This is a genomic window from Vibrio sp. Isolate30 (genome assembly GCF_022397975.1).
GTDB classification, from domain to species: Bacteria; Pseudomonadota; Gammaproteobacteria; order Enterobacterales; family Vibrionaceae; genus Vibrio; species Vibrio fortis.
Window position 1 is genome coordinate 40,097 of sequence record NZ_JAKEUS010000007.1, and the last position, 26,235, is coordinate 66,331.

The window sequence follows — 26,235 nt, forward strand, 5'->3', positions numbered from 1 at the left end:
GTTATCACTCACAAATACTGCCCATAAATAGTTATATTGGCCCTGTTCAAAGCAGGGAGAATTAAACCTTGCGAGGTTTTTAAGCTATATCAATCAGATAAGAGCCGTGTAACCTACCACAGCTCTTATTGAGTATGAACCGATTAAGATCAATTAATCTTCCTGATTGAGCAGTCTTTCAAACTCATCAATTTGTGCAGACACCATATCGATACTCTGTTGCCAGAAGTCAGCTTCTGTTAGATCCATACCTATATGTTTCGCAACCACATCCTCTGCCATCATGCTGCCTGTGTCTCTGAGCAGGGCTACGTAATCGCTGTAGAAACTGTCGCCTTTCACTTCACGTTGCGCGTATACGCCCTTACTGAATAGGTAACCGAACAGATATGGGTAGTTATAAAAACTGACCTGAGCGATGCTAAAATGCAGTTTACTCGCCCAGAAGTATGGATCAGCTTCGCTCATCGCATCGCCGTACCACGCCTTCCAAGTTTTCTCCATTAAGTCGCATAATTGCTTGGCTGTTAATTCCCCTTTCTCGCGCTGTTCGTAGAACGCTTTTTCAAACTCGAAGCGCACTGGAATATTGATCATTAATGCCAAAGAAGAAGAGAGCTCTTCCCATAGCATTTCCAGCTTTTCATCACGCGTTTCTGCTTGTTTGAGCAAGTAGTCACGAACAATGTTCTCTGCAAAGATCGAAGCCGTTTCCGCCAATGTCATCGGATAACGAGTTTGACACAATGGCATATCGCGCATGACCCAGTTGTGGAATGCGTGGCCAAGCTCATGAGCAAGTGTCATAAGATCAGAACGGCTACCGCTCCACGTCATGAATACCAGTGGAGAACGCGTTGCTGCGAACTTAGTGCAGTATGCACCTAGGCGTTTGTTTGGCGCTGGAGCTGCGTCAATCCAGCCATTTTCAACCATTAGATCAACAAACTGTGCCATCTCCGGATTCACTTCAGCGAAGGCTGTTTTAATCACATCGATCGCTTCATCATACGGGTAGACCTTAGATTCGGCATCACCAAGCGGTGGCATTGCAGCAAGATGGTTCCAAGGTTTCATCTCGTCAAGACCATGAACCTTTGCCATCAACAAACCCGCTTTTTGACCTACTGAGCGATTGGCTTTTGCTGTCGCCATCATGGTGTCTAGTGTTTCAGGAACAATACGACTGCCATGCAGACTTGGCGCTAAGAAATGCACATCACAGATCTTCGAGCGTTTTTTGTTTTCCGTTAAACGCCAACCTGCCAGTGCATTAAGAATGGATGCAAATGACTCTTGGTGAGTGGCCATTGCTTGTTGAACCGCGCGCCAAGCCGGTTCTTGCTTATCAAATTCACTGCCGTAAAGAAGACTCGCAGCTTGTGAAAAGCCAAGCTGTTCCTCTTCACCTTCAAGTTGCAGTGAAAGCTTTAGTGAGCCTGTCAGGTTGTCGTATAGACGTCCCCACGCATCACGACCATCGACTTCCATCGCAGCAAGCAATTGCTCTTCGACAATGCTTAGGCGAGTTGCGGCGAGTTTACGAGAACTCTCGATAGCAAAACCTTGACCCGCAACGTCTGGGCTGGTGTGGTCTAGTACTTTTGTGATGAACTCAACATCAGCGTGAACGAGAGTGTCTTCATATGGGCTAAATGCTTGAGACATCTCCGAGTTGAGCTTTGCAACTCGTCCTAAAAGCTGCTTCGCTTCAGTATGCGTCGCATCCACAGAAGCGTGACAGTTTGCGAACGTGTGAATCGTCCCAAGTAGTGTGCCTGCTGCTTCAGAGGTTTGGATCGCATTCTGCATAGCGATCACTGTGTCGCGCTTTTCGACATGAAGGTAAAGCAGTTCAATACACTGCTCAATAAGTTCAATATCTTGTTCAATCTTTGTATCGTCTAGTCCACGATATGCAATGCTCAAATCCCAACTTGGCGTTGTCATGAGTTCTGTCCTTATTCTGTGCGATGTTCTATCGATAAATTGGTAAAAATTTAAATCCAGTTTTCACTGGTTGGTGCTAGGTCGCTAACAATGGCTGCCCTATCACCTTCACACTGATGTAGTTATTGTCTGTTTGTGTGATTTGAATGTGTGTCAAAGACGCATTACCGATGGCTAGGTTGGAGTAGAGCGTTGGCTTTCTCCAATCTATATCCAAACAGTGCGCCAAAATCATTCGGATTACGCCACCATGCGTAACCAATAAGATGTTGTCATTGGTGCTGCTTATAAGTTGCGACCAACCTTGAATTACTCGCTGCTGGAACGCCTGTAAACTTTCCGCTCCAGTTAGCTGATGATTTGCTGGATCTTGCCAAAATGATTCCAAACTCTCCCACTGTTCACTAAGAAGATCGAACGGAACCCCATCCACATCACCGAAATTCATCTCTTGCAGTTCATTAATACTCTCTAAGTTTAATAACTTAGTCTGCGCGACTCGCTCTGCCAAATCATGACAGCGGCGCAGCGGTGATGTGGCGACCGCATCCAATTTAAACGGCAGCGATGTTATTGCTGTACAAATCTTATCTTGAATTGACGAGTCAACCAGCACGTCTGTTCGGCCATTCAATGCAGCCTCTCCGAGTACTTTGCCATGACGAACGAGGTATATGTGCTTGGTGCGTATCTTGTTCAATGTGAGCTCATCAACCTTCGTTTTTTAAAACCATAGGTAGCCCAGCGGCGATGAAAGTGACCTGCTTAACCACTTTGGCCAAGGCTTGATTCATTCTGCCAGCGTTGTCGACAAATAAACGAGACACTGGCCCCATTGGAACAACTCCAAGACCAACTTCATTGGAGACCATAATGATACTTGCAGGGCTTGCTTCGACCGCACTGACGAGTTCTTGTATCGACGTTTCGATCTGCTCGTTAGTCGCCTTCTCTCCAAGCTGATAAATCACGTTATTCAGCCACAGCGTCAAACAGTCGATCAAAACCACATCAGATGAACTCAGACTGCGCAAGTGTTGTGCGAGTTCAAGTGGCACTTCATGCTCTTGCCAACGATGATCACGTCGTTGTTGATGATGACGAATACGCGCTTCCATCTCTTCATCAAAACTAATGGCCGTTGCTATGTAGTGCAGTTGACACTGCTGACTTTCCGATATTGTGATCGCCTGTGTTTCAGCAAAGCTCGACTTTCCTGAACGCGCTCCGCCGAGAATTAAATGAGTGGATTTCCCCTGCTTCATGATTCGTAGTTACCCAATAAAACCGTTATAAAACGCGGCAATAAACAACAAGTACATTGAGAGCTCGACCAACTGCTGCGCTGCACCTAAACAATCTCCAGTAAAACCACCAATACGTACTGTTAACCAGCGTTTAAGCAGTGTACGAGCGACATAGCCTATGGCTAGCAACACAATGCTGAATTCAATGCCAAACCAAAGACTTGGAAATAATCCGATAGCAATCAAAAATAGGGTTTCAGAGCGGGTCTGTTTATTTGCTAATGGCTTACTTTTGCTGGTGTCAGGGTCACTGACATAAGGCATATCGTAAATAAGTGACGCTGCGATGGCTCGGCTAAATGCGTAGCTAGAAACCAATATCATAAAGAGATCTGCGGTTCGGGTCTGTTCGATAAGCTCGCTTAGAAAAACCCATTTGCCCAATAGAGCCATGATCAATGCTGAAGCACCGTAGGTACCAATACGGCTGTCCTTCATGATGATTAGGCGTCGCTCAATCGTCATGCCACCACCAATGCCATCAGCCATATCTGTTAGGCCATCTTCGTGGAATGCCCCCGTCAGCATTAAACTAAACGCCATCATGAGTATCAATGCGACATCAGCCGGAAAGAACAAGCTCAGTAAAACATAAACCGTGGCGCACAATAGACCCAGCAAGATACCGACCGTCGAAAAGTAACGTCCTGCTCGATTCATTCGCTCTTCAGAATATGGCGTATCGTGTGGTACCGGTAGGCGAGAGAAAAAGCCCAATGCCAACAAAAATAGTTGCCATTGATATTTAATGCCGCGGTCCGCTTCGAGCTGACTCATTACACCGTCACTCCAGCGCTCTCAAAGCTTGCCATATCATTGTAAAACTCTGCAGCGGCCTTGATCAGAGGCAGTGCCAATGCTGCGCCAGTGCCTTCACCCAGTCTTAGACCTAAATCCAACAACGGTTCGGCATGTAGCTCATTCAATACGTGTTGATGCGCGTTTTCTTGAGATTTATGCGCAAACAGCATGTAGTCGCGACATGATGGATTAATTAAGTTCGCCACATACGCCGCTACTGAGACAATAAAGCCATCAACCAGAACCGGAGTTTGCATCTTTGCCGCGCCTAGGAATCCACCAATCATTTGTACAATCTCAAAGCCACCCACTTCAGCAAGCACTTCTTCGATGGCTTTGCCCTTACAACGAGCAACACCATTGGCAACCACTTTCTGCTTACGCTTGAACTGTTCGTCATCAATACCAGTACCAAGTCCAACACACTCTTTTGAGTTTAAACCTGATAATGCACTTAGTATTGCTGAGGCGCTGCTCGTATTGCCAATTCCCATTTCGCCAAACATAACCAGATTGCAGCCTTGCGCGATTCTGCTTTCAATCAGTGACTGACCATAGTTGATCCCTTTCTCGACCTGTTCACGTGACATCGCTGCTTGTTGGTTAAAATTACGAGTACCGTTGCCCAATCGTTGCGTCACCAGTAACTCAGAGTGGCTACCTGAAATCGCACTCGTATCGATGGCTTCTAGAATGCCTGCATCGACAACCGTTAAGTTGATGTCGTTGAGTCGACAGAAACAATTGATCGCCGCGCCGCCGTATAAAAAGTTCAATACCATTTGTTGCGTTACGGCACTCGGAGCAATACTCACCCCTTCATCCGCAATGCCATGGTCACCGGCAAAAACAAACATTGAGGGCTGAGTGATTTGAATTTTTTCAGGTGGTGTTTGGCTTTGTTGGCTTTGGATAAGTGCCAGTTGAAAAGCGGTCTTCTCTAAGAGGCCTAATGCGCCCAGTGGTTTGGTTTTCTGATCAATTCGATTTTGGATAAACGCAGAGTGTTGAGTGTCTAGCATGGACGTGACTTACCAATGTGATGTTCTGAAGATTTAATAACTAATTGACTGTTTTATAGCAAAGCGCATTTTGATTGAGCGCATAACTGAAAGACTGAGCCGATCGTCGACTCAGCTTTCGATTATTTTGGTCGCGCTACCGAAAAAACATTAGAGAGCGTCGCGTATTCACCACCACCTAGGCGTGACAACGGGTTCAGCGCTAGTGCATCTATTTTCAATCGCTCACTGGATTTATCGATGATCTCTTCAGCGATATATACCGTTTCAACTTTGGCAAATACCAAACTTTGAGGCACATCGCCGACCTCTTTAACCTCAAACAGCGTACAGCCGAACGCAACCGAGCAATTTTTAACACGCGGTAAGGAGAAACCATCGAACTCTACTAGCTCAATGTCATTCGCTTGTACTTCAGATTGATCGTGATCCAGCGTTGCTGCCGTAGCCGTCATAACTTCCGCACAAGATTCAGACGCAATATGGATCACTAACTTGCCGGTTTCTATCGCATTCTTAGCGGTATCTTTGATCTCACCTGTCGGCTTTTTACCTACAGAAAGCATCAAAAGGGGTGGCTGGCTCGATACTGGGGTGAAATATGAAAATGGGGCTAGGTTATACACATCACCACTTGATTTGGTGAGTGCCCACGCTATCGGACGAGGGATAACCGTTTGAGTCATCAGGTGGTAGATTTCATTTGCAGAGAGAGTATCGAACTGGAGGTTCATCGCGCATCCTTGGCTGTGACAAATTAATAACCAGTTTACTTGCTATCGTCTTATCTATCTATCGATAACTCGCCTTTGAACCCGTGTTTGTTGTCGAATTGAACAAAATCGACTCAAAAATCTCAATTTGACTGTCAATTTGAACAATAGTGACCCATTAGAAAACGCATTCTAATAAAATCAAACACTTAAAAGTTGGCATTAGTTATGCTTTATTTAAAGTGCTTTAACTCACTCACTATGAAAAGCCAAGTGTACGGCTATCAGGGAACGAAAGCTGAGGTACACATTTAGCAGTATAAGATTTAGGAGGTCTTTATGTTCGCTAACCAAAGTAGAAAAAAACCGAATAAATCTGGAAAACAAAGCAAAAAGGTGAAGAAAATCCCACTCTCCTTCACTTAGGCAAGCGTTAGTCTCCAGCGCAAGCCAGAAAGCCCGCCCCACCCTGCGGGCTTTTGTTCTTTTTAACGACACACTTTCTAATATCCAAACCAGTTTAGATCTTACTATTACTCAGTGCCTATTCGGTCAATCCTCAGCGCCAACTCACTGTAAATATGAATGATTTGTAGAGTTCTTCACGGAATTTTCTGGATCTTATGCGTAGATTGAGCCAAAACTAAAAGACTCAACATCAAAAGCTGATTATTCCGCCACTCACTAAGGAGCTCGCATGTCCATTCAAGGAGATAACTCTTCCGTTATCGTAGCCGGTGCTACAGGATTGATTGGTGGTCATGTAATCGAGCAGCTACTTGCTGAACCATCAGTTCAAACTGTTTATGCTCTCACTCGTTCTCAAATTAAAAGAGAGCCAACTTCAAGTAAGCTGATTCAAATCATCAACAATGACCTGGATATAACACAGTGGGATGAAGGGCATCCAAGGCCGACTCTTGGTGTTATCTGTTTGGGAACGACCATCAAGCAAGTGGGCTCAAAGGCAGCCTTGCGTAAAGTTGATGTCGAGTTGGTTACTCACGTAGCTCAAACCATGAAGTTTTTGGGCGTAGAACGCGTTGCAGTAGTATCCAGCTACGGAGCATCCCCAACGTCCTATTCACACTACTTGAAGTGTAAAGGACAAATGGAGCAAAACCTCATTCGTATTGGATTCAAGCAGTTGTTTATTGCAAGGCCTGGACCACTGCTTGGCAATAGAACAAAGCCAAGATCCGATGAAAAGTTCCTGCAAACGCTCTCACCTCTTTTCAAACCTTTTATGATCGGTCGTTTGAAAAACCTTCGCCCAATCGAGTCAGAATGGGTTGCCAAAACGATGCTGTTTAAATTATTCGAAAATAATTTTAAAAATGTCGAAATTTCCAGTTCGAGTGAGATGCTTAAATTTTTGGCGAAATATCGCTAAATTGGTGGCTGAACCATCACTCTGTTGAATATCCGAACAACCACTCTTTTAGATATGACTAATTGATCTATCAAATTACTTTTCCTTATTTTACGTTTTGTTACAGAACGTTATTTTACCTAACAGTACTCATGCCTATATATCTAGGCTTCCTATTGTTCTGAAGTAATTCATAAGGAAATTCAATGTCATTCCCTGCTATCGCTGCCTTAGCGGTATTTACTGGTATTCTCTTTTTTCTCTACGGACAGCAGAAGAAAGAACACACACTTTCACGTCTAGTACTGCTTGGTCTTGTTTTTGGTAGTGGTTTTGGTCTAGGCCTTCAACTGCTATTCGGCGAAGGCAACCCAATCATCAAGGAAACCTTAGACTGGGTTAACATCGTTGGTCGAGGTTATGTTGGCCTATTAAAAATGGTCATCATGCCGCTGGTACTGGTCTCTATGATCGCAGCTGTTGTGAAACTAGAGAAAGGTGGTTCACTGGGTAAGATTTCAGGTATCACCATTTCAGTATTGCTTGCAACAACAGCAATCTCCGCAATCGTTGGTATCATTGTGACACAGGCATTTGGTCTTTCTGCTGAAGGTCTAACAGAAGGCGCACGTGAAACGGCTCGCCTAGCAGCACTTGAAACTCGCGCTGATCGTGTCTCTGATCTGACTATCCCTCAGATGTTAGTAAGCTTCATCCCAACCAACCCATTTGCTGATCTTACTGGTGCTCGCTCAACGTCTATTATCGCGGTTGTTATCTTTGGTGTACTAACGGGTATTGCTACGCGTAAGGTAATGGCTGAAAAAGAAGAGTTAGAGTCGCCAATCCGCACTTTTGTAGAAGCGGCTCAATCAATCGTTATGCGCCTTGTTAAAATGATCATGGCTCTAACGCCATACGGCATCGCAGCATTAATGGCGAAAGTTGTCGCGACATCAAGCGCATCTGACATTCTAAGTCTACTTGGCTTCATCGTAGCTTCTTACGTGGCTATTCTACTGATGTTTGTTGTGCATGGCGTATTGGTTTCTTTTGTGGGCGTTAACCCGAAAGAATACTTCAAGAAGATCTGGCCAGTACTAACGTTTGCATTCACTTCGCGCAGCTCTGCGGCAACAATTCCGCTAAACGTCGAAGCGCAGATCACTAAGCTTAATGTTCCACCAGCGATTGCTAACCTGTCTGCTTCTTTCGGCGCAACAATCGGTCAAAACGGCTGTGCTGGTATCTACCCTGCAATGCTAGCGGTAATGGTTGCACCGACAATGGGCATCAACCCTATGGACATTAACTTCATTCTATCGCTGATTGCTATCATTACCGTAAGCTCATTTGGTATCGCTGGTGTCGGTGGTGGCGCAACGTTTGCAGCTCTAATCGTACTGCCAGCAATGGGGCTGCCTGTAACTATCGCGGCACTGCTTATCTCTATCGAACCACTTATCGATATGGCTCGTACTGCGCTTAACGTTTCAGGAGCGATGACTGCAGGTACTATTACAAGTCGTATCCTAGGTAAGAAAGAAGAACAGAAAGATCTACAACAAGCTCAAGCGTAATTCACTAAAGCAATTCGACTTAGATTAAGTGGCTAACGCTCACTGAGATTTAAACCAAAAAACCGATGCGCATGGCATCGGTTTTTTAGTTAAAGAGAAACAAAAAGCTATAGCTCTAGAACAGAGATACTTGATTGAGCAAGCTGTTCATCTTCTTCCTCACTCAGCCCGCTGATCCCAATTGCTCCAACGACCCGATCCTCACAAACTATAGGCAAACCACCTTTAAAGCCTGTGATCTTAGAGTCATTCCAATAACTAATATCCTTCCCTGTCGAGCGCGCCCACTCACCTAAGTGGCCACTTGGTTGGCGATCGCGCGCGGAAGTGTAAGCTTTACTTTTTGCCAGCACACCCGCCTGAACACTCACATCATCCATTTTGGCGAATGCGATTAATTCGCCATGAGTATCACAAACGGCAACCGCGACTTGCTGTTGATTCTGAGTGGCGATTTCAATTGCTGCCGAGACCGCTTGTTGAGCCTTATTTAAAGTCAGCATGATTATCACCTATGGTAGAGCTTGGCCACGAGAATAAACAAATAGGTTGTACCACTCTTCTCGAGTAAGATTAACCTTAGTCGCCGCAACACTTGCTTGGATTCGCTCAAGGTTGGTTGTGCCGATTACTGGCTGAATACCCGCAGGGTGGCGTAACAAAAACGCTAATACGATTGCTTCGCTAGTCACGCTGTATTTCTCAGAGAGCTGTTGAACGTATTTGGAAGTCGTTCGCACACTTTCATCCTCAGCGTTTAATCCTTGCTCCGAGAAGCGTCCTTGTGCCAGACACCCCCACGCTTGAAGTTGAACACCCTTAGCTCGGCAGTATTCTAATGTACCAGGCGCCCAGTCAGACTCGTTCAAACCCTGAGAGTTAACTAAAACAACATCGTTAAGCCAATCCAGTTTTGCAAGGCTCATCTCCATTTGGTTTACCACTAACGGCTTATCAAGCGCTGATTGTAGATATTCGATCTGGTGACCACTCATATTAGAGACACCAAAATGCTCCACCTTACCCGCCGCATGCAGATCTTGCAGTGTACGTGCTAGCTCATCCAACTCCATCAATGGATCAGGACGATGCAATAAGAGTACATCTAACTTCTCTGTGTTTAATCGCTCAAGAATGCCTTCAACTGAGCCTTGTACCCATTGTGCTGAAAAATCATAACGTCCTACGTTGCCTTCACCTTGAAAACGAATACCGCATTTTGATTGTAAGAACATTTGATCTCGCAATGCAGGTTGGCTCTTTAATACTTGGCCGAATGCCTGTTCTGCTTTGGAAAATGTGTAAATGTCAGCATGGTCAAAAAGATTGATACCTGAAGCCATTGCCGTTTCAATAATGCTCTGCGTTTGGTAGACATCATCTTGTGAAACTGGACTATCGTTCCAACCGCCACCCAGCCCCATACAGCCGTAGGCAATCTCACTGACATTGGTCAGATATTTAGACAAAGGAAGTACGTTTTTCATTAGTCATTCTCGTATTCATAAAATCAGTCTTAATCATATTGTTCTACAAGAAAAACAGAATAGCCTGAATCCGAAATTATTGTTCGTTATAATGAACAAACAAAAACTGGAGATTTAAGTATGAATGAGCACAAACGGATTGAAAGGTTGATGTTATTTGTTGAGCTTGCTCAGCATTTAAATTTCACTAAGGCTGCAGGACAGCTTGGAATTTCAAAAAGTTACTTATCTGAACAGATAAAACGATTGGAGAGCGACTTAGAGTGTCCGTTACTCGTTCGAACCACACGCAGTGTTAGGCTCACACTCCAAGGCGAGCGTGCACTTGCTCAAGGATTGGTGATTCGATCACAAGTGCTCGACTTAGAACGCAGCGTATCCGACGAGCATGAAGCGATTAAAGGGGTATTAAGAATCACCGCACCAAAAATGTTCACTGAGGTATATCTGTCCGACCTATGCCAACGCTTCCAAGAACGTTACCCAGAGATCTATTTTGAGATCAACAGCAGCTATACCACCTATAATCTCAATCGAGAAGATATCGATATCGCATTTCGCGCCACGAATACCCCACCAGAAAACATGGTGGCCAAAAAACTGTTTTCGTATCAGCATGATTTGGTCGCAGCGCCGAGCTATATTGATAAGTTCGGTTTGCCTACCTCTTTAGACGATCTTCAAAATCACCAGTGTCTTGCAACTTTGCATCAACATGAATGGCCTTTTAAGAGTGGCAATGTGCATGTTTCGGGTTGGCTATCGAGCAATGAAAACCACCTATTAAAGCAGCAGGCTATGCGCGGCAGTGGCATCATTCGTATCGCAAGTTACTATGTCGCTGAAGAGATAAAACAAGGTCACCTAACACCGCTGCTCACCGATGAGTGTATTGCAAACGGCAATTCCATCTACCTGTTCTATCCTCAAATGATCTATCCAGCCAGAAAACACAAAGCGTTTGTACAGTTCGTGCAAGACTACTTCGAACAACTTCAAGGCGGAGATTAGCTTATATAGCGCATCAGACATAGGCTCGATTGCCCCCTGAAGCCTTATCGAACTTGGACACAACAATCATAAAGACATACTTTGTTACCTTTGCAATCGGACTGAAGTGATCGCCTGTTCTCCCAGTAGCGAATAAACTAACGATAGCCAAAGTAGATATGTATACATTTGAATGCACATCACTAGATTAAGTTGTGACTTAAAAGTGCCATCAAATCGAAATATCAATTTGCGTTACTGGAGTTACCCATTGAGACAATGAGTACAATCAGGAGGATGTATGAAATACTGCCCGTTCTGCTCGACCGAGTTAATCGAAAGACACCATGTGCAGGTGTGCCCACGAAATGAGATTGGCGAATGCCGCTTCGATGGCTATGAACAGTACGAACAGTACGAACAGCGTGTGTTGGCCGAACTCTCGTCTGACAGCCTTAACGTGAATAACAATGTCTACAGTCGAGTCCCTGAAAGGTAACTCTCCGCTAAAGCCCTCCCATAAGGTTCAAGCTTAGTGCCACTGACATTTTCGATTGACCATCGCCCTTTTAGACATACTTGATAGCGATGGCTAGACAAATAAAAACGCCCTTGCAGAAACAAGGGCGTTTGTCATCTATGTGATGTTACGATTTTTAATAGTGTCACTTAAGACGACAAATAGTCGCCTAAGCACCCACTCGTCATTATTTCGCAGTATCAGCAGCCACCGTTGGCTGATCCACTTCAGTCAAAAGACCTTTAATTAAGCTAACACAGCCCAATAGCAGGATAATTGTGAACGGAAGTGCCGCAATGATGGTGATCGATTGCAGTGCTTGAATCGACTGCGTACCACCAATCCATAGCATTACCATTGCGATTGCACCTGAGATGACTGCCCAGATAACCTTTTGACGAACTGGAACTTCTAGTTTGCCACCAGCAGTCATGCCATCGATAACGATAGAGCCTGAGTCGAGCGTCGTTACAAAGAATACGATAATCAGCGCCACAGCAATAACCGATAGAATGTTACCTAGAGGGTAAGCATCTAGCATGTAGAACAAGCTCAGAGATACGTCTGCAATGCCTTGATCAATTCCCAACTGACCGACCTTGTCGATCACTTGCTCAATAGCGACACCACCGAAAATAGACATCCAAGCCGTCGTTACTAACGTAGGAATAATCAGCACACACAATAGGAACTCACGAACCGTACGCCCCTTAGATATACGCGCAACAAACATACCGAAAAACGGTGCGTATGCTACCCACCATGCCCAGTAGAATACTGTCCAACCATGCAACCAAGTTGTGTCTTCACGACCTGTAGTTTGGCTCAGCGGGATAATGTTCTTCACATAACCCGTTACCGCTGTCGCAAGCGAATCCAAAACAGTGGTGAAGTTAAGTACCGCAATCAGACCAAGGAAAACAAACGCGATAACCATGTTTAGGTTACTCAACAGTTTTACACCACCGTCCATACCACGCAGTACAGATACAATAGCCAGTACCATGATCAGTACAATAATTAGCTGTTGTAAGAACAGATTGTTCTCTAAACCAAATACATGACTAATACCACTTGCTGCTTGCGTACCACCTAGACCAAGCGATGTCGCTAAGCCGAACAGTGTTACTAGTACCGTCATTACATCGATAACGTCACCTGTTTTACCCCAAACTTTGTCTCCAAGAATTGGATAAAACACCGAACGCATTGATAGCGGTAAACCTTTGTTGTAAACAAAGTAAGCAAGACACAGCGCCGCCATGCCGTAGATAGCCCATGCGTGCAAACCCCAGTGAAAAACAGTCGCGCCCAGCGCAGCTTCACGACCTGCAGCAGTGTAAGCTTCTGCGTTTAGCGGTGTTCCATACCAGTTGGTAAAGAACGCTGTTGGCTCGGCTACACCCCAAAAGATAAGGCCGATACCCATGCCTGCAGCAAACAGCATCGCAATCCAAGATGCCATAGTGTAGTCAGCCGTTGCGTTTTCACCACCTAAGCGAATTTTACCTAGTGGAGAGAATGCTAAGCCAATAGCGAAAATAAGGAAAAGGTTCGCGCCCCACATGAATAGGAAATCGAAATTCGCGAGCACTGCGCCTTTCACCGCGTCGATAGCCGCTTTTGCATCGCCGGGTGCCATTGCGAGAAGAGTTACAATGAAGAGAATTGAAAGGCCTGCCGAAGCAGTGAAAACCGTGTTGTGGACATCCATGCCCCACTTATTGATGTTGTCTTGACCGACTTGATAATCTGTTGAATCTATACTGTATTTTTTTGACTTAAAACTCATAAATTATGATGTACACATATTCGACAATCCGAATATAAGGACCAACTCCATATCCAATTAAAATTTGATCAGCGCGCCATACCATATACATGGTTAAAAATAAGTGAATTTAATCAATCACTTATGACGTCTTACTCAATCCCGAGGGCGCTATTATAACACAAAATAAAATACTTTTTTGGCAACCTCTGCGCACAATCTCACCAACAACAGCATAACCAACTGATTATAAAGAACTAAATAGTAGTTACTTTTTTGAAAAATAGTTAGAGTACAAATTAAATTTCTTGCTCAAAATCACCTCAGTAAGCGGTTAATGATGTCATCGCATTTGGAACGATTACCTTAGCCGAGGCATAAAAAAAATGCAGTTGACTCATTCGAGTGCAACTGCATTTTTTATTCGTAATTGGCTTATTACCGTGTTACCACATCAAATCATCTGGTACTACGAAATCTTTGTACGGATCATCTTCATCAACCGCTTCTTCCGATGCTGCCTGAGTATCCACGATCGACTCTTCGTCACGCATCGCAATCTTGTTTGCAACGCTGGTTGGGATAATCACATACCCTTCACCGTCACGGGCGATACTTAAAATACCTTTGCTCAGCTGCTTTTGAGTCAACTCTTCAACGTACAGGTGCTTAACTAACGTACCATCAGTAAAGTTATATTTGATCTCGCCATCTTTTTGCTCGATCTTGTTCATTGCTATCAACTGTTTCACCTGAGCTTTGATCTCTTTGCTCAGCTGTTTCTCTTTCATCTGTTGATTAAGCTCTTTGTCTTTCGCCTGCTGCGCTAGACGATTCTCTTCCGCAGCTGCTTTTGCTTCACGAGCTTGAACGCGTGATTTTTTAGAGCCTTTCTTTGCTTTTTTCAGCTTTTTCTCATTAACCAAGCCAGCTTTTAGCATCTGCTCTTGGAGTGTTAACTTTGCCATGACTTTCCCAGTTCAGGATTAAAAACGGCACTATCATACCTGTTTTTTGTCACTCTGTTTATATCTCAGAGCGGGTTTATGACAAGGATAAACGGTGAAAATGCCAAACTAATTCGACAAGCGCTGGCGAAACTCGGCTGGGGACTGATTCATCCAACGCTTGAATGCTCGTCTAAAGTTGGCGGAATCACTGTAACCAAGACGCTCTCCTATATCTTCTACGCTCATATCGCTGCTCAGTAACAGCTCTTTGGCAAGCTCTTTGCGAACTTCCGCAAGCAGTTCATGATAACTGGTCTTCTCTTTGGATAAGTCACGACGCAATGTTCGTGAAGAACAACCAAACTCGTGAGCTAATTGCTCAATCGAAGGAAATTGACCCAATTCTCGATAAAGCATCGCTTTCACTTGATTACTGAGAACAGAAGAAGAGCCTAAACTTGCCATAATGCTATGACAGGACGCCAAATAATGCTCCAGGGTTGTCGCATCATGGCTAGGTAGTGGTTCAAAAAGTACTGCACTGCTAAAACGCAGTTCACAAAACGTTTGAGCAAACGTCACATTACAACCAAAGCGCTGCCGATACTTATCCCCATTTACTGGTAAAGAGTACGTGGGCTCAAGGTAAGAAAAACACAGGTCATTGAGCTGTAAATTTTGGCGGGTTAACTGATAAAACAGAGAAACCAATGAGCTAAAGAAGTACTCACAACAAAATGGCAGCATTTCGCCGATATCTAAGGAGTTCTCAATTCGGATAACGGCTTCATCTGAATCTTGGATAAGTACGACAGAGAAGATAGGGCCATTTAGACGAAGATATTTAAAGCCACTTTTTATCGCTTCCAGAACGTTTTCGCTCGTCGCTAGCACGTAGCCAAGCACCCCAAAATGGCTAAGCTTTGCCTGTTGACCAAGCCATAACCCCAACCCTTCCTGTGGTAATAGACGATTTACTGCCTTAAACACCATCAGTTTGTCGGCGAAACTCAGTTGGGTATTAGGATTTTGCCAATCAATGTTGGACAAACCAAGCGAAGACAACAACGCTTTACAGTCGATACCACGCAACTCCAAACCATCAAACAATAGTGCAATGTCTAATGTCCCCAATGGTTGATGGACACTACTCGGCTCATAAGCAGCGAGTATTTTCTCTTTTGTCATTGCTCTTCCTTAATCACTTTTCCACTGCTTTTCTCATCCACAACATAAGTCGGTTTATTGTGTTTCACTCAATTTGTGTATTTCCAGTTTGAGGCAAAAGCGTGACAACAAATCCTCTAATGTCCGTTAATGACCTAACGTTGGGCTTTTCGGCTAACTAGAATAGCTATTATGTTAATACCATGTAAATATCATCATGATTAAACCTGAAATCATCCGACACGCACCCACCAGTATTATTGACGCTCATGGCAAACCTGTTTTTGGTCAGTTTGATACGATCCCTCACCAACTGAACATAGAGAGGTTCGATTATCGTAACGCCATGGATAATCGTGCCAATAAGTTACAGCGCTACTTTCATTACAAGCAGTTTCAATTCGTTAGCGTAGTGACATCAAGCCATGTCATTGGTGTTGCCATTGCTGACATTCGTTATCTAGGTTCAGCCTTCTGCTATGTATACAACATCAAAGAGAACCGAATCGAAGAGCAGTCTTGGCTTCGACCATTGTCATTCGACAAAGTTACGACCTCTTCTCCCTTTCAAGGCGACACTCACATAGCATGCGGTCAGATTCTATTCAGCATTAACCAAGGTAAATGGACGGCAGAGATAAAGACCAAACAGGTACAAGCTAGCCTCGAATTTTTATCCGAAAACAATAGCCACCCACTCTCAATGACAACGCCAACGGGTTACTCAGGTTGGACCTATACCCAGAAACACAATGCCCTTGCAGTCAGAGGAAAGCTAATCGTTGATGGGAATGACGTAAATCTCGACAACGCATTGGGAGGGTATGACTTTTCTGCTGGTTATATGCGCAGAGAAACCAGTTGGCGCTGGGCGAGCATAAACACACACCTTTTCGATGAATCTTCTCAATCCACTCGTTTAGGGTTGAACCTGGCTGCAGGAGTTAATGAAACCGGAACCTGCGAGAACGCACTGTGGGTGAATGGTATTAAGCACCTACTTCCTTCGGTCTACTTTGAATTTGATCGCGATGACATCACGCAACCTTGGCAGGTTCACTCTGAAGATCGCCGAATTGATCTCACTTTCACGCCTTGCAATAAACGCAGCGAAAAACTGAACTTCCTCGTACTCAAGAGCAATTTTCGTCAGTTCATCGGCCACTTTTCAGGTTCAATAAAAGACAACAATGGAGTCATCCACCAGCTTGATCATGTGCTTGGTTTAACCGAAGACCACTTTGCTCGTTGGTAAGCCCATATCAATTCACTAACCCACGCAATAACCCAACTGTTACTACTACACACTGAGGCATCAGATGAATATAGAGTCACTCATTAATAATCCAGAATGGTTGCTCGTGGTACTTGCACCACTTTTTATCGTTTGTATGCTGGCAGAGTATTTCATTGGACAAAAACAAAACCATCTACCGGAAAACTCTCGCTACACCCTTCCAGAAGTTGCCTGCAATTTTACGCTAGCTGGAATGCATCAACTATCGGATTTGCTCACAGGTTTATTGGTCGCACACTTCTACCTTTGGCTCTTTGGTTGGAGGTTAATGGATATAGAAATGGGGCTAGCTAGCTTCCTATTATTAATGGTACTGCAAGACTTTTGCTATTACTGGTTCCACCGAGCCAGTCATCGAACACGCTGGATGTGGGCTTCACATGTGGCACACCATAGCTCTGAACGAATGAACTTCAGCACTGCGTTTCGCCAGAGTTTGATGTACCCAATCTCTGGCATGTGGGTCTTCTGGCTACCATTAGTGATCATCGGATTTGAGCCTAAGTGGGTAGTATTCGTCGTACTTCTCAACCTTGGTTTACAGTTTTTCGTTCATACACAATGGATACGCACATTAGGTCCCTTAGAGTGGGTGTTCAACACGCCTTCTCACCATCGTGTTCATCATGGTCGTAATCCACAATACATTGATAAAAACTACGCAGGCGTGCTCATCATATGGGACAAACTGTTTGGCACTTTTGAACCGGAAGTGGAAACCGTTCGTTACGGCACCACTAAACCAGTCAACAGTAATAACCCTCTAACTGTCACCTTCCAAGAGTGGAAACTGATTTTTCAAGACCTAAGAAACCATGAATACAGTTGGCATCAGAAGCTTAAAATGATGTTCACGCCACCAACTGACTAACCCAACAAGCTCAGGGCTGAGTTTGGAGCTTGTTTAGCCTGCGCCAAAATTGAACTAGAAGACTGTTGTAGTATTTGAGATTTGGTCAACTCTGTTGTTGTTTTTGCAAAGTCTGTATCCCTTATTTGACTTTTTGATGCCTGCACATTGAGATCAATATTGTTTAGGTTGCTAATAGCGTGCCCAAGCCGGTTTTGGAAAGCTCCAAGTTCAGCTCGATGCGAATCAACATACTCTAAAGCCTGGTCGACCAAAGCAATTCCCCTTTGGGCACCACCTTGAGAAGTTACATCAATATTAGACACAGTCTCATAGCGATATTCTGGTGCGCCCATTATTTCAAGGAAATCGCCATCGAGATTAACGTTAAAGTCAGGCCCATAAAATATTTGTAGTCGTCCCTCTCCATCAACCGATGTGTTAACAATATCCTGCTGGCCATTGATTCTTGTCGCGATTTCTTCTAAGTCGCTGCCTTTCTTCAAATCAAACGTCACCTGTTCAAAACCATATTCGTCAGCTATATCAACTGTTAGTGATGCGTCTCGAGGTAAGGTCCAGTCATCAGCTTTTCCCTCAGCTGTCCGCAAAAACATGCCACCAGCAGAAAGGCTGTCAGATCGTACGTTTTGTAGGCTCAGTACAACCGCCTCTCCACTATCAGCACCAATTTGAAACGATCTATCTTGAAACGAGCCATTTAACAACTTTGAACCAGCAAATGAAGTCGTTTCCGCAATTCTATTGAGCTCATCATTAAGCGCTGTAACCTCGGTTTGAATCGAAAGCCGATCATCTTTTGAATTCGAGCCATTCGAAGCTTGTAGAGACAAATCACGCAACCTTTGGAGTACATTGGTCGTCTCATTTAAGGCGCCTTCCGCCGTCTGAGCGATAGAGATTCCATCGTTAGCGTTTCTTACTGCCACCTCAAGACCTCGATTTTGTACATTAAGTCGATTCGATATCTGCAGACCTGCTGCATCATCCTGAGCACTATTTATTTTGTAGCCTGATGACAGCTGTTCCATTGAATTACTGACTTGGGAACTGGCATTATTTACAAACCGCTGAGCTGTCATAGCCGATACATTTGAATTTACATTTATAGCCATACTGTACGCCTAGTTATATTTATAAAAACATCAATAATTTACATAAATATTATGCATTTAATAACCTATCGGCGTTTTATGAGCCAACTTTAATATATCCATTCCTTTTTCGTCCGATTTGTTGTGCTATCTGTCGCATTTAGTACAAATACAAGCCAACACGGTTCAACAAAACAAATTTCATACGCCTTGACTATAACTAAGTGACAAACTAGCTGAGCTTCATTAAATGATTTCATTCAAATAAAACACGGTGTTGAACATAAATCTAATCGCGAATCAAGTCGGCTAAGCTCATTGCGTTAGCGCCCTCACGGTGTTCTAATACTTGGGAAATCAGATAAAACTGGATATATCAAAGTTATGCAGCACGACTCTCAGCCAACCTACTTCTTCTTCGACTACGAAACTTGGGGTACGAGCCCAGCTAAAGATCGACCAAGTCAATTTGCGGGTGTCCGCACCGACCAAGATTTCAACATCATTGGTGAGCCACTGGTCATCTATTGCCAACCTCCAGCTGATTATCTACCTGCACCTGAAGCTGCATTAATTACACGAATCACGCCACAAAAAGCGATGTCACAAGGTCTACCTGAGCCAGAGTTTATCGCTAAGATTCACGCTGAGTTATCTAAACCAAATACCACTAGCCTTGGTTACAACAGCATTCGTTTTGATGATGAGGTGACACGTTATACCTGTTACCGAAACTTCATCGATCCGTATGCATGGAGCTGGCAGAACGGCAACTCTCGTTGGGACCTATTGGATGTCATGCGCGCTGTCCATGCATTACGTCCAGATGGCATTGTTTGGCCAGAGAATGAAGAAGGATTCACAAGCTTTAAGTTAGAGCACCTGTCTGTGGCTAACGGTATCGAACACGAAAATGCCCACGATGCGATGGCTGACGTAATTGCCACCATTGAACTCGCGAAAAAGATCAAAGCTGCTCAACCGAAAATGTTCGACTACTTGTACAACATGCGCCACAAACGCAAGCTCAACGAGCTGGTCGACATCGTAAACATGACACCACTGATGCACGTTTCGGGCATGCTTGGTAAAGAATGCAACTACACCAGTTGGATTGTGCCAATAGCTTGGCACCCGACTAACCAAAATGCAGTGATTGTGGTCGACCTAGCGAAAGACCCAAGCCCACTCCTTGAGTTAGATACAGACGCGTTACGTGAAAGGCTTTATACCAAACACAGCGAACTAGGCCCTGATGAGCTACCAGTGCCGATCAAGTTGGTACAACTCAACAAGTGCCCTATTCTTGCGCCTGCGAAAACACTCACAGCCGAGAATGCAGAGACTATTGGTATTGACCGTCAACAATGTCTAGCAAACTTAGCGCTTCTTCGTGAGCATCCAGAGATTCGTGAAAAACTCATCGGGCTTTATTCGGTAGAACGTGAGTATGAAAAAGACAACGACGTCGATACTCAATTGTACGATGGTTTCTTCTCGCCTTCAGACAAAGCGGCGATGGACATCATTCGCCAAACAGAGCCAAACAATCTAGCGGCTCTAGATATTAGTTTTGCTGACGAACGTATTGAACCTCTGCTATTCAGGTACAAAGCGCGCCACTATCCTTGGACGCTTGATGAATCAGAACAGCAAAAATGGGCCAACCACTGCCGTGAGTTTTACGAAAGTCGACTTGAAGACTACATGCTTAACCTTGAGAATCTTGCTCATGAGCATGAAAACGACGAGAAGAAGATGGCGATACTGAAAGCCGTATATCAATACGTAGAGAAGTTGGCTAGCTAATACATCGACTTAACTTCACAACTTAACCTAACAACAGAGACACCTTTTGAAAGAAAGACTGATCCAACTCGTGTACCTGATGATCTCCTTTACCTTGATCATCGGCTCACTGACAGCCGGTAATGCCATACAGAGCCTTCTTGATACTTCGATTCCTGGAAGTATCTTTGGCATGCTGCTGCTTTTCTTTGCGATGGTGATCGGAATCATACCACCTCACTGGGTACAACCCGGTGCGAGCCTGATAATCCGTTTCATGATCCTTTTGTTCGTACCAATCAGTGTCGGGCTGATGGAACATTTCGACATGTTAGTCGCCAACGCTCTGCCTATTATAGCCAGTGCTATTGGCGGTACACTGATCGTTTTAGTATCACTCTCTTGGTTTTTAGACCGAATTATTGCGAAGGGTAAATAACATGTGGATTCTATTGACCATAGTTGTATTTCTATTTGCCCGTTGGATTAGTCAAAAGGTGAATTCACCTTTGTGTAATCCTCTGCTAATTAGTCTCGCCATTATTATTCCGATACTGACCTACTGGCGTGTACCATTCGAAGAGTATTACGCAGATAACACTTGGATTACCTACATGCTGCAACCAGCAGTGGTTGCCTTAGCATATCCATTGTATGAACAACTGCCTCAGATCCGCGCGAATTGGCGTATCATCACTCTCGCTTGTGCAGTCGGTAGCTTGATGTCGATGCTGAGTGCTTCTTTAATTGCCGCCGCATTTCATGCAGACCTTGGACTAATCGCTAGCTTGTTAGGTAAGTCCGTTACAACGCCAATTGCAATGGAAGTCTCCAGCCATTTAGGTGGTGAAGCTGCAATCGCTGCAATATTGGTTCTGCTTGTCGGCCTGTTCGGTGCAATATTCGCTTACCCGATCTACAACCTGATTGGTATTAAGAGTCCAATCGCTCGTGGATTGACTATGGGCACCGTTTCTCACGCCTTGGGCACTGCGACCAGCGCCGAGAAAGACCCGCGCGATGCGGCATTTAGCTCACTGGCTTTGGTTTTATGTGGCGTGATCACGTCAATACTCGCACCATCGGTGTTTTCTTTGGTGCTGTGGTTGTACTCATGAACCTCGATATCCAGCCAACAACTCATGCTATCGAAATAGTGAGCCACTACTGAAGACGTATGCCACTACCATTTTTCTATAGAAATTAGAGCGCTTTTCCAACAACACATTGGAAATTGCGCTCTTTTTTTCCACTAAACTATTTATTAATGCAATGTGATGCACCTGACAATTTGTGACATCAATTACACTTTGCTGGCTGCAAACGATTTCATTTGTGACCTCACTCTAATTGTGCAACACAATGTAACAACCAACATGCAATGGCGACAATGATCACAGAAAATTCCTGAGTATTGCATAAACTTAAAGCCTAAGGTCAATTAAGGATTCAACATGAACAGTCGTATTACCCTGGCGCTGGAAAGTGCTCCAGCTTCATTGAAAGCACTTTTAAGTGACATCGTATTAGCAGACAACTTTGACGCCACTATATCTAAAGAGCAGTTTCAAAGCTTGCTGGATGCAAGCGGTCTTTCTGACAAAGAAGTTCGCCTAGCTTTACTGCCAATTGCAGCGGCATTCTCATATGCCCCACTTTCTGATTTCTACGTTGGTGCAGTGGTGCGCGGCCTTTCAGGTCACCTCTACTTCGGTGCAAACATGGAAATTGCAGGCGCCCAGCTTGGACAAACGGTTCATGCTGAACAAGCAGCGATTAGCCACGCTTGGATGAAAGGCGAAAAGGGACTTACTGATGTCACCATCAACTACAGCCCTTGTGGCCACTGTCGTCAATTTATGAATGAGCTGACGACAGCAAAAGAACTTAAAATCCAGCTACCAGAACGTGAAGAGCGTTCACTACAAGATTATCTACCAGACTCTTTCGGCCCTTCTGATCTGGGTATCACCGAAGGTCTAATGACAGAGCTTGACCATAAGTACACGACTGAAGAGACAGCACCTATCGTAGTCAAAGCTCTAGAATCGATGAACCGTAGCCATGCTCCATACACCAAGAACCTAAGTGGTGTATCTCTACAATTGGCTAACGGTGACATCTTCACAGGTGCCTACGCAGAAAACGCTGCGTTCAACCCAAGCTTACCTCCACTTCAAGTGGCGATGATTCAAGTAATGCTTGCTGGTTTTGACTTCGACCAAATTGAGAGCGCAGCTCTGGTTGAAAACGCAGAAGGCAAGATTAGCCACCTAGCGGATACTCAATCAACACTTGAAGCAATTAACCCTGATATTCCAGTAACTTACTTAGCAATCTAATTGCAATAAGTTAACATGTAATTTACATCAGCAGCCCGATTCCAATGGGCTGCTTTTTTTATGCTTAAAATTCACCAAAATCATTACGCAAACGTTTGCTTTTGAGGTTGGAATAAGTATGATCACCCCGTTCTCAATTACTCGTTCAAAAGATCGGAAGGAATAACTATGTTTGGTACCGCCACTCGTGACAATGCTACTCGTGTACTTCTACTTGGCTCTGGTGAGCTTGGTAAAGAGGTCGCTATTGAGTGTCAACGTTTAGGTCTAGAAGTGATTGCATGTGATCGCTACCCAGATGCCCCTGCAATGCAAGTCGCTCATCGCAGTCATGTGTTAGACATGTTAGATGGCGATGCACTTGAAGCAATTATCGAGCTAGAAAAGCCAGATTACGTAGTACCTGAAATTGAAGCTATCGCCACCAATAAACTGGTTGAGTTAGAAGAGAAAGGCTTAAATGTCGTCCCTACGGCTAACGCAACCAAGCTAACGATGAATCGTGAAGGCATTCGTCGCCTTGCAGCGGAAGAGTTAGAACTGATGACATCGCCATACCGCTTTGCCGATACATACGAAGATTTCGCAGCAGCAGTAGAGTTCGTAGGTACACCATGTGTGGTTAAGCCTGTAATGAGCTCTTCAGGCAAGGGGCAAAGCGTTATTAAAACAGAAGAAGACATTCAAAAAGCGTGGGATTACGCACAAGAAGGTGGTCGTACTGGCGCTGGGCGTGTGATTGTTGAAGGCTTCATCGACTTTGATTATGAGATCACTCTTCTCACTGTTCGAGCAGTGGACGGCGTTCACTTCTGTGCACCAATTGGCCATCGCCAAGAAGACGGTGACTACCGTGAATCATGGCAACCACAAGTCATGTCTGACAATGCATTAAAAGCTGCACAATACACGGCTGGTAAAGTGGTTGACGCTCTAGGTGGTTACGGCATCTTTGGTGTTGAACTGTTCGTTAAAGGCGATCACGTTATCTTTAACGAAGTATCACCACGACCACATGACACAGGCCTAGTGACACTAATGTCGCAAGACTCTTCTGAATTTGCACTGCACGTACGCGCATTCACGGGCATGCCGATCAAGGGAATCACTCAATACGGACCATGTGCTTCTGCTGTTGTTCTTGGACAAGGCACTTCAACTAATATTCGTTTTGAAGGTTTAGAAAATGCGTTGAGTGCTCCTCAAACGCAGGTTCGCTTATTTGGTAAACCAGATATCAATGGCCGACGCCGCTTGGGTGTTGCTCTAACTCGTCGTAACAGCATTGAATCTGCGATTGAAGATGCTGTAGAGAGCGCTTCGAAGGTCAAAGTGATCTACTAATTTGTAAAGTAATTATGCTCGGTCGTTCATATTACTGAGTACAAAAAAGACGGGCTAATGTGCCCGTCTTTTCGTTTTCGACATTAAGCTATGCGCAATCCGCTGTTCGTCTTAACCCTGACACTCGATCAAGTAGACCTCTTCACTAAAGCGAGATAGACCTTTTTTAGCAATCTTAGGATGATCTTCACCCGCAATATCTTGATTCAATTGCGTAATCTTATAGCCAGAAAACAGTTGCTCGACTTCGTCTCTTGGTACACTAAACGGAGGGCCACTCATCTCTTCCTGAATATAATCTAAAGTGACCAGAAGAATCTTACCTCCGGGTTTCAATAGCTGCTTTAAACGCTCGACATACTGAACTCGCATCTCTTTCGGCAATGCCACTAAAGAAGCGCGGTCGTAAATAGTATCAACGGCTTGAATTGGCGCTGTGAAGTAATCGCCCGTGTAGATACTCAGCTCATCAAACTGGTACAGCTCATGTTGACCATTAACCTGCATCACCATCGGCGTATAAAAGTGTTCAGCGAAAAACGCGCGGACAGCTATTTGGCTTAGCTCAACGCCCTGCACTTCAGCATGCTTTGATGCCAACCATACTAAATCTTCACTCTTGCCACACAACGGGACAAAAACGCTCTTCTCATGACTAGGCTCGGTATGCTGCCAAAACTCAACTAGCAGTGGGTTTACATCTTCTAAGTGGAAACCGATTTGGTTTGCGGCCCATTTATTGTGCCAAAATTCAGGATTATTCATCTTTCGTTCATCTTGTTCAGTCATAATGCAAGGGTACAGGATAGACAGGTAAGAGCAACCTTGGCAGAGCTCAAAGTTCTTGAAAATGTGGAACTAACGCTTCTTTAATTTGTCTATATGTTCACATACTAAAACACGAGAAAACGTTAAGGTTGGTTTCTGTTCAAACGGCCCCATATAGTATGTAGAAACACCGAGTTTGAACAACAATTTGCTCTTAGCGTTACTGGTTACCCCTTTTAGTTTCACCGTTTTGTAACCTCGTATATTGGAGTTTGAATGAGTGTATTTCTCCGTACCACGGCACTAATGCTTCTTGTATTGAGCCGCGCGCCTGCATTCGCAGCAACTGTATCAACTAACTCAGCAGAACCAACTCGCACACCGGCACAAAACCAAGTGTCATCGAAAGTATTCCGTCACAGCCTAAGCGGCCTATATGGAATCAAAGCGTTCGATTCAAAACCAACTCAACCTTATACCGACTTCGACGTGCTTTACAGCAAATCACACCAAGCTCAAGCAGAGCTAGAAACAATCTGTAAAAGTACTGCCCTACTGACTAATTCTGAAGCGCTTTTTGCTGGCGTAAAATCTCAAGCTCGTGCTGAAGAAAAGATCGCTCTAGAACTCAACGGCGACGTGACTAGAATCACTGACCTTGCTCGTGCAACCATCATCGCTAACGATGTAGAGAGCCTGGTAGAAGTCTATGAAGCAGTAAGCCGTGAGGCGGATGTCGTTAAAGTGAAAAACAAATTTAAGTCTCCAGCCGATTCTGGTTACCGTGACCTTAACTTACTGGTTCGTTTACCAAAAACTAACATCATTGCAGAAGTTCAACTTCACCTAAAAGCTATCGCTGATGTGAAAAGTGGCCCAGAACATGAACTGTATGAGATCATTCAAGGCATTGAGCGCAACGCGTTAGCGCAAAACCGCCCTATTAACGATATTGAAGCGGCACAAATCAATAACCTAAGAAGCCAGTCTCTGGAGTTGTATCAGCAAGCTTGGCAGCCTTACATTACAACTCATATCAAAGCGGCATAAACACACTCATTAGTTAACTAATAACGTCCAATTCAATTAACGCAAAAGGCG

General features: G+C 44.4%; 24 protein-coding genes and 1 pseudogene. 12 read left to right on the forward strand and 13 right to left on the reverse strand.

What is annotated here, in order from left to right; genetic code table 11:
• Window positions 1–153 precede the first annotated feature (153 nt).
• From L1D60_RS16175 to L1D60_RS16200, 6 genes are all read right to left on the reverse strand, one after another.
• On the reverse strand, window positions 154–1,950 hold the full coding sequence (locus L1D60_RS16175) for a M3 family oligoendopeptidase (protein WP_239842018.1): 1,797 nt from the start codon (window positions 1,948–1,950) through the stop codon (window positions 154–156).
• Between the two features lie 76 nt (window positions 1,951–2,026).
• Window positions 2,027–2,650 carry an alpha-ribazole phosphatase family protein gene (gene cobC / locus L1D60_RS16180; protein ID WP_239842019.1) on the reverse strand — a complete coding sequence of 208 codons (624 nt, stop codon included), beginning with the start codon at window positions 2,648–2,650 and terminating at the stop codon, window positions 2,027–2,029.
• A gap of 10 nt (window positions 2,651–2,660) precedes the next feature.
• A complete protein-coding gene (gene cobU, locus L1D60_RS16185) occupies window positions 2,661–3,215 on the reverse strand; it encodes a bifunctional adenosylcobinamide kinase/adenosylcobinamide-phosphate guanylyltransferase (protein ID WP_239842020.1) in 555 nt (184 codons plus the stop codon).
• A 9-nt stretch (window positions 3,216–3,224) separates the two neighbouring features.
• Window positions 3,225–4,034: an adenosylcobinamide-GDP ribazoletransferase gene (locus L1D60_RS16190; protein WP_239842021.1), complete on the reverse strand. Its 810-nt coding sequence runs from the start codon at window positions 4,032–4,034 to the stop codon at window positions 3,225–3,227.
• Window positions 4,034–5,080 carry a nicotinate-nucleotide--dimethylbenzimidazole phosphoribosyltransferase gene (gene cobT / locus L1D60_RS16195; protein WP_239842022.1) on the reverse strand — a complete coding sequence of 349 codons (1,047 nt, stop codon included), beginning with the start codon at window positions 5,078–5,080 and terminating at the stop codon, window positions 4,034–4,036. Before cobT ends, L1D60_RS16190 begins: the two co-directional genes overlap by 1 nt.
• Before the next feature lie 122 nt (window positions 5,081–5,202).
• The gene (locus L1D60_RS16200; protein WP_239842023.1) at window positions 5,203–5,814 is read right to left on the reverse strand and encodes a flavin reductase family protein; all 612 of its coding nucleotides are present in this window, start codon (window positions 5,812–5,814) and stop codon (window positions 5,203–5,205) included.
• Window positions 5,815–6,490: 676 nt separating this feature from the next.
• Here L1D60_RS16200 and L1D60_RS16205 point away from each other — a divergent pair.
• Together L1D60_RS16205 and L1D60_RS16210 are read left to right on the forward strand one after the other, a co-directional pair.
• Window positions 6,491–7,186 carry an NAD(P)H-binding protein gene (locus L1D60_RS16205; RefSeq protein WP_239842024.1) on the forward strand — a complete coding sequence of 232 codons (696 nt, stop codon included), beginning with the start codon at window positions 6,491–6,493 and terminating at the stop codon, window positions 7,184–7,186.
• Window positions 7,187–7,371: 185 nt separating this feature from the next.
• The gene (locus L1D60_RS16210) at window positions 7,372–8,745 is read left to right on the forward strand and encodes an L-cystine transporter (RefSeq protein WP_239842025.1); all 1,374 of its coding nucleotides are present in this window, start codon (window positions 7,372–7,374) and stop codon (window positions 8,743–8,745) included.
• 107 nt (window positions 8,746–8,852) lie between these two features.
• Here L1D60_RS16210 and L1D60_RS16215 read toward each other — a convergent pair whose 3' ends face one another.
• On the reverse strand, window positions 8,853–9,248 hold the full coding sequence (locus tag L1D60_RS16215) for a heme-binding protein (protein ID WP_239842026.1): 396 nt from the start codon (window positions 9,246–9,248) through the stop codon (window positions 8,853–8,855).
• A gap of 9 nt (window positions 9,249–9,257) precedes the next feature.
• A pseudogene (locus L1D60_RS16220) lies at window positions 9,258–10,251 on the reverse strand (aldo/keto reductase).
• 101 nt (window positions 10,252–10,352) lie between these two features.
• Here L1D60_RS16220 and L1D60_RS16225 point away from each other — a divergent pair.
• Both L1D60_RS16225 and L1D60_RS16230 read left to right on the forward strand, forming a co-directional pair.
• A complete protein-coding gene (locus tag L1D60_RS16225; protein WP_239842027.1) occupies window positions 10,353–11,243 on the forward strand; it encodes a LysR family transcriptional regulator in 891 nt (296 codons plus the stop codon).
• A 280-nt stretch (window positions 11,244–11,523) separates the two neighbouring features.
• The gene (locus L1D60_RS16230; RefSeq protein ID WP_239842028.1) at window positions 11,524–11,721 is read left to right on the forward strand and encodes a hypothetical protein; all 198 of its coding nucleotides are present in this window, start codon (window positions 11,524–11,526) and stop codon (window positions 11,719–11,721) included.
• 208 nt (window positions 11,722–11,929) lie between these two features.
• Here the strand turns inward: L1D60_RS16230 and L1D60_RS16235 are convergent, their stop codons facing one another.
• The 3 genes from L1D60_RS16235 to L1D60_RS16245 all read right to left on the reverse strand — a co-directional run bounded on the left by L1D60_RS16235 (window position 11,930) and on the right by L1D60_RS16245 (window position 15,651).
• The gene (locus tag L1D60_RS16235; RefSeq protein ID WP_239842029.1) at window positions 11,930–13,534 is read right to left on the reverse strand and encodes a BCCT family transporter; all 1,605 of its coding nucleotides are present in this window, start codon (window positions 13,532–13,534) and stop codon (window positions 11,930–11,932) included.
• Between the two features lie 425 nt (window positions 13,535–13,959).
• Window positions 13,960–14,481 (reverse strand): DUF2058 domain-containing protein, encoded by a 522-nt coding sequence (locus tag L1D60_RS16240; RefSeq protein ID WP_239842030.1) that lies wholly within the window; start codon window positions 14,479–14,481, stop codon window positions 13,960–13,962.
• A 108-nt stretch (window positions 14,482–14,589) separates the two neighbouring features.
• Window positions 14,590–15,651, reverse strand: a complete 1,062-nt coding sequence (locus L1D60_RS16245; RefSeq protein ID WP_239842031.1) for an AraC family transcriptional regulator — start codon at window positions 15,649–15,651, stop codon at window positions 14,590–14,592.
• Window positions 15,652–15,847: 196 nt separating this feature from the next.
• Between L1D60_RS16245 and L1D60_RS16250 the strand changes: the two genes are divergently transcribed.
• On the forward strand, window positions 15,848–16,885 hold the full coding sequence (locus L1D60_RS16250; RefSeq protein WP_239842032.1) for a DUF2804 domain-containing protein: 1,038 nt from the start codon (window positions 15,848–15,850) through the stop codon (window positions 16,883–16,885).
• Window positions 16,886–16,949: 64 nt separating this feature from the next.
• Window positions 16,950–17,798: a sterol desaturase family protein gene (locus tag L1D60_RS16255; RefSeq protein WP_239842033.1), complete on the forward strand. Its 849-nt coding sequence runs from the start codon at window positions 16,950–16,952 to the stop codon at window positions 17,796–17,798.
• Here the strand turns inward: L1D60_RS16255 and L1D60_RS16260 are convergent.
• Window positions 17,795–18,913 (reverse strand): flagellin, encoded by a 1,119-nt coding sequence (locus tag L1D60_RS16260; protein WP_239842034.1) that lies wholly within the window; start codon window positions 18,911–18,913, stop codon window positions 17,795–17,797. The two genes, L1D60_RS16255 and L1D60_RS16260, sit on opposite strands and share 4 nt — an antisense overlap.
• Before the next feature lie 363 nt (window positions 18,914–19,276).
• On the opposite strand from L1D60_RS16260, the gene sbcB reads away from it, so the two are divergent.
• The 5 genes from sbcB to purT all read left to right on the forward strand — a co-directional run bounded on the left by sbcB (window position 19,277) and on the right by purT (window position 24,366).
• On the forward strand, window positions 19,277–20,701 hold the full coding sequence (sbcB, locus tag L1D60_RS16265; RefSeq protein WP_239842035.1) for an exodeoxyribonuclease I: 1,425 nt from the start codon (window positions 19,277–19,279) through the stop codon (window positions 20,699–20,701).
• A gap of 46 nt (window positions 20,702–20,747) precedes the next feature.
• Entirely contained in the window at window positions 20,748–21,119 is a 372-nt protein-coding gene (locus tag L1D60_RS16270; protein ID WP_239842036.1) for a CidA/LrgA family protein, read from the forward strand.
• A gap of 1 nt (window position 21,120) precedes the next feature.
• Entirely contained in the window at window positions 21,121–21,798 is a 678-nt protein-coding gene (locus L1D60_RS16275; RefSeq protein WP_239842037.1) for a CidB/LrgB family autolysis modulator, read from the forward strand.
• A 336-nt stretch (window positions 21,799–22,134) separates the two neighbouring features.
• Window positions 22,135–23,022, forward strand: coding sequence for a cytidine deaminase (gene cdd / locus L1D60_RS16280; RefSeq protein WP_239842038.1), 888 nt, complete (start codon window positions 22,135–22,137; stop codon window positions 23,020–23,022).
• Between the two features lie 168 nt (window positions 23,023–23,190).
• Window positions 23,191–24,366: a formate-dependent phosphoribosylglycinamide formyltransferase gene (gene purT / locus L1D60_RS16285; protein WP_239842039.1), complete on the forward strand. Its 1,176-nt coding sequence runs from the start codon at window positions 23,191–23,193 to the stop codon at window positions 24,364–24,366.
• Window positions 24,367–24,477: 111 nt separating this feature from the next.
• On the opposite strand, the gene L1D60_RS16290 is transcribed toward purT, so the two are convergent.
• A complete protein-coding gene (locus tag L1D60_RS16290) occupies window positions 24,478–25,131 on the reverse strand; it encodes a thiopurine S-methyltransferase (RefSeq protein ID WP_239842040.1) in 654 nt (217 codons plus the stop codon).
• Between the two features lie 279 nt (window positions 25,132–25,410).
• Here L1D60_RS16290 and L1D60_RS16295 point away from each other — a divergent pair, with 279 nt between their 5' ends.
• Entirely contained in the window at window positions 25,411–26,184 is a 774-nt protein-coding gene (locus L1D60_RS16295; protein WP_239842041.1) for a RelA/SpoT domain-containing protein, read from the forward strand.
• The last annotated feature ends 51 nt before the right edge of the window (window positions 26,185–26,235 follow it).

What these genes read in the sequence shown, in the direction of transcription:
- L1D60_RS16175 (WP_239842018.1), bottom strand. Translation starts at nt 1,950, where the DNA reads ATGACAACGCCAAGTTGGGATTTGAGCATTGCATATCGTGGACTAGAC.
- cobU (WP_239842020.1), bottom strand. Translation starts at nt 3,215, where the DNA reads ATGAAGCAGGGGAAATCCACTCATTTAATTCTCGGCGGAGCGCGTTCA.
- L1D60_RS16190 (WP_239842021.1), bottom strand. Translation starts at nt 4,034, where the DNA reads ATGAGTCAGCTCGAAGCGGACCGCGGCATTAAATATCAATGGCAACTA.
- cobT (WP_239842022.1), bottom strand. Translation starts at nt 5,080, where the DNA reads ATGCTAGACACTCAACACTCTGCGTTTATCCAAAATCGAATTGATCAG.
- L1D60_RS16200 (WP_239842023.1), bottom strand. Translation starts at nt 5,814, where the DNA reads ATGAACCTCCAGTTCGATACTCTCTCTGCAAATGAAATCTACCACCTG.
- L1D60_RS16205 (WP_239842024.1), top strand. Translation starts at nt 6,491, where the DNA reads ATGTCCATTCAAGGAGATAACTCTTCCGTTATCGTAGCCGGTGCTACA.
- L1D60_RS16210 (WP_239842025.1), top strand. Translation starts at nt 7,372, where the DNA reads ATGTCATTCCCTGCTATCGCTGCCTTAGCGGTATTTACTGGTATTCTC.
- L1D60_RS16215 (WP_239842026.1), bottom strand. Translation starts at nt 9,248, where the DNA reads ATGCTGACTTTAAATAAGGCTCAACAAGCGGTCTCGGCAGCAATTGAA.
- L1D60_RS16225 (WP_239842027.1), top strand. Translation starts at nt 10,353, where the DNA reads ATGAATGAGCACAAACGGATTGAAAGGTTGATGTTATTTGTTGAGCTT.
- L1D60_RS16230 (WP_239842028.1), top strand. Translation starts at nt 11,524, where the DNA reads ATGAAATACTGCCCGTTCTGCTCGACCGAGTTAATCGAAAGACACCAT.
- L1D60_RS16235 (WP_239842029.1), bottom strand. Translation starts at nt 13,534, where the DNA reads ATGAGTTTTAAGTCAAAAAAATACAGTATAGATTCAACAGATTATCAA.
- L1D60_RS16240 (WP_239842030.1), bottom strand. Translation starts at nt 14,481, where the DNA reads ATGGCAAAGTTAACACTCCAAGAGCAGATGCTAAAAGCTGGCTTGGTT.
- L1D60_RS16245 (WP_239842031.1), bottom strand. Translation starts at nt 15,651, where the DNA reads ATGACAAAAGAGAAAATACTCGCTGCTTATGAGCCGAGTAGTGTCCAT.
- L1D60_RS16250 (WP_239842032.1), top strand. Translation starts at nt 15,848, where the DNA reads ATGATTAAACCTGAAATCATCCGACACGCACCCACCAGTATTATTGAC.
- L1D60_RS16255 (WP_239842033.1), top strand. Translation starts at nt 16,950, where the DNA reads ATGAATATAGAGTCACTCATTAATAATCCAGAATGGTTGCTCGTGGTA.
- L1D60_RS16260 (WP_239842034.1), bottom strand. Translation starts at nt 18,913, where the DNA reads ATGGCTATAAATGTAAATTCAAATGTATCGGCTATGACAGCTCAGCGG.
- sbcB (WP_239842035.1), top strand. Translation starts at nt 19,277, where the DNA reads ATGCAGCACGACTCTCAGCCAACCTACTTCTTCTTCGACTACGAAACT.
- L1D60_RS16275 (WP_239842037.1), top strand. Translation starts at nt 21,121, where the DNA reads ATGTGGATTCTATTGACCATAGTTGTATTTCTATTTGCCCGTTGGATT.
- cdd (WP_239842038.1), top strand. Translation starts at nt 22,135, where the DNA reads ATGAACAGTCGTATTACCCTGGCGCTGGAAAGTGCTCCAGCTTCATTG.
- purT (WP_239842039.1), top strand. Translation starts at nt 23,191, where the DNA reads ATGTTTGGTACCGCCACTCGTGACAATGCTACTCGTGTACTTCTACTT.
- L1D60_RS16290 (WP_239842040.1), bottom strand. Translation starts at nt 25,131, where the DNA reads ATGAATAATCCTGAATTTTGGCACAATAAATGGGCCGCAAACCAAATC.
- L1D60_RS16295 (WP_239842041.1), top strand. Translation starts at nt 25,411, where the DNA reads ATGAGTGTATTTCTCCGTACCACGGCACTAATGCTTCTTGTATTGAGC.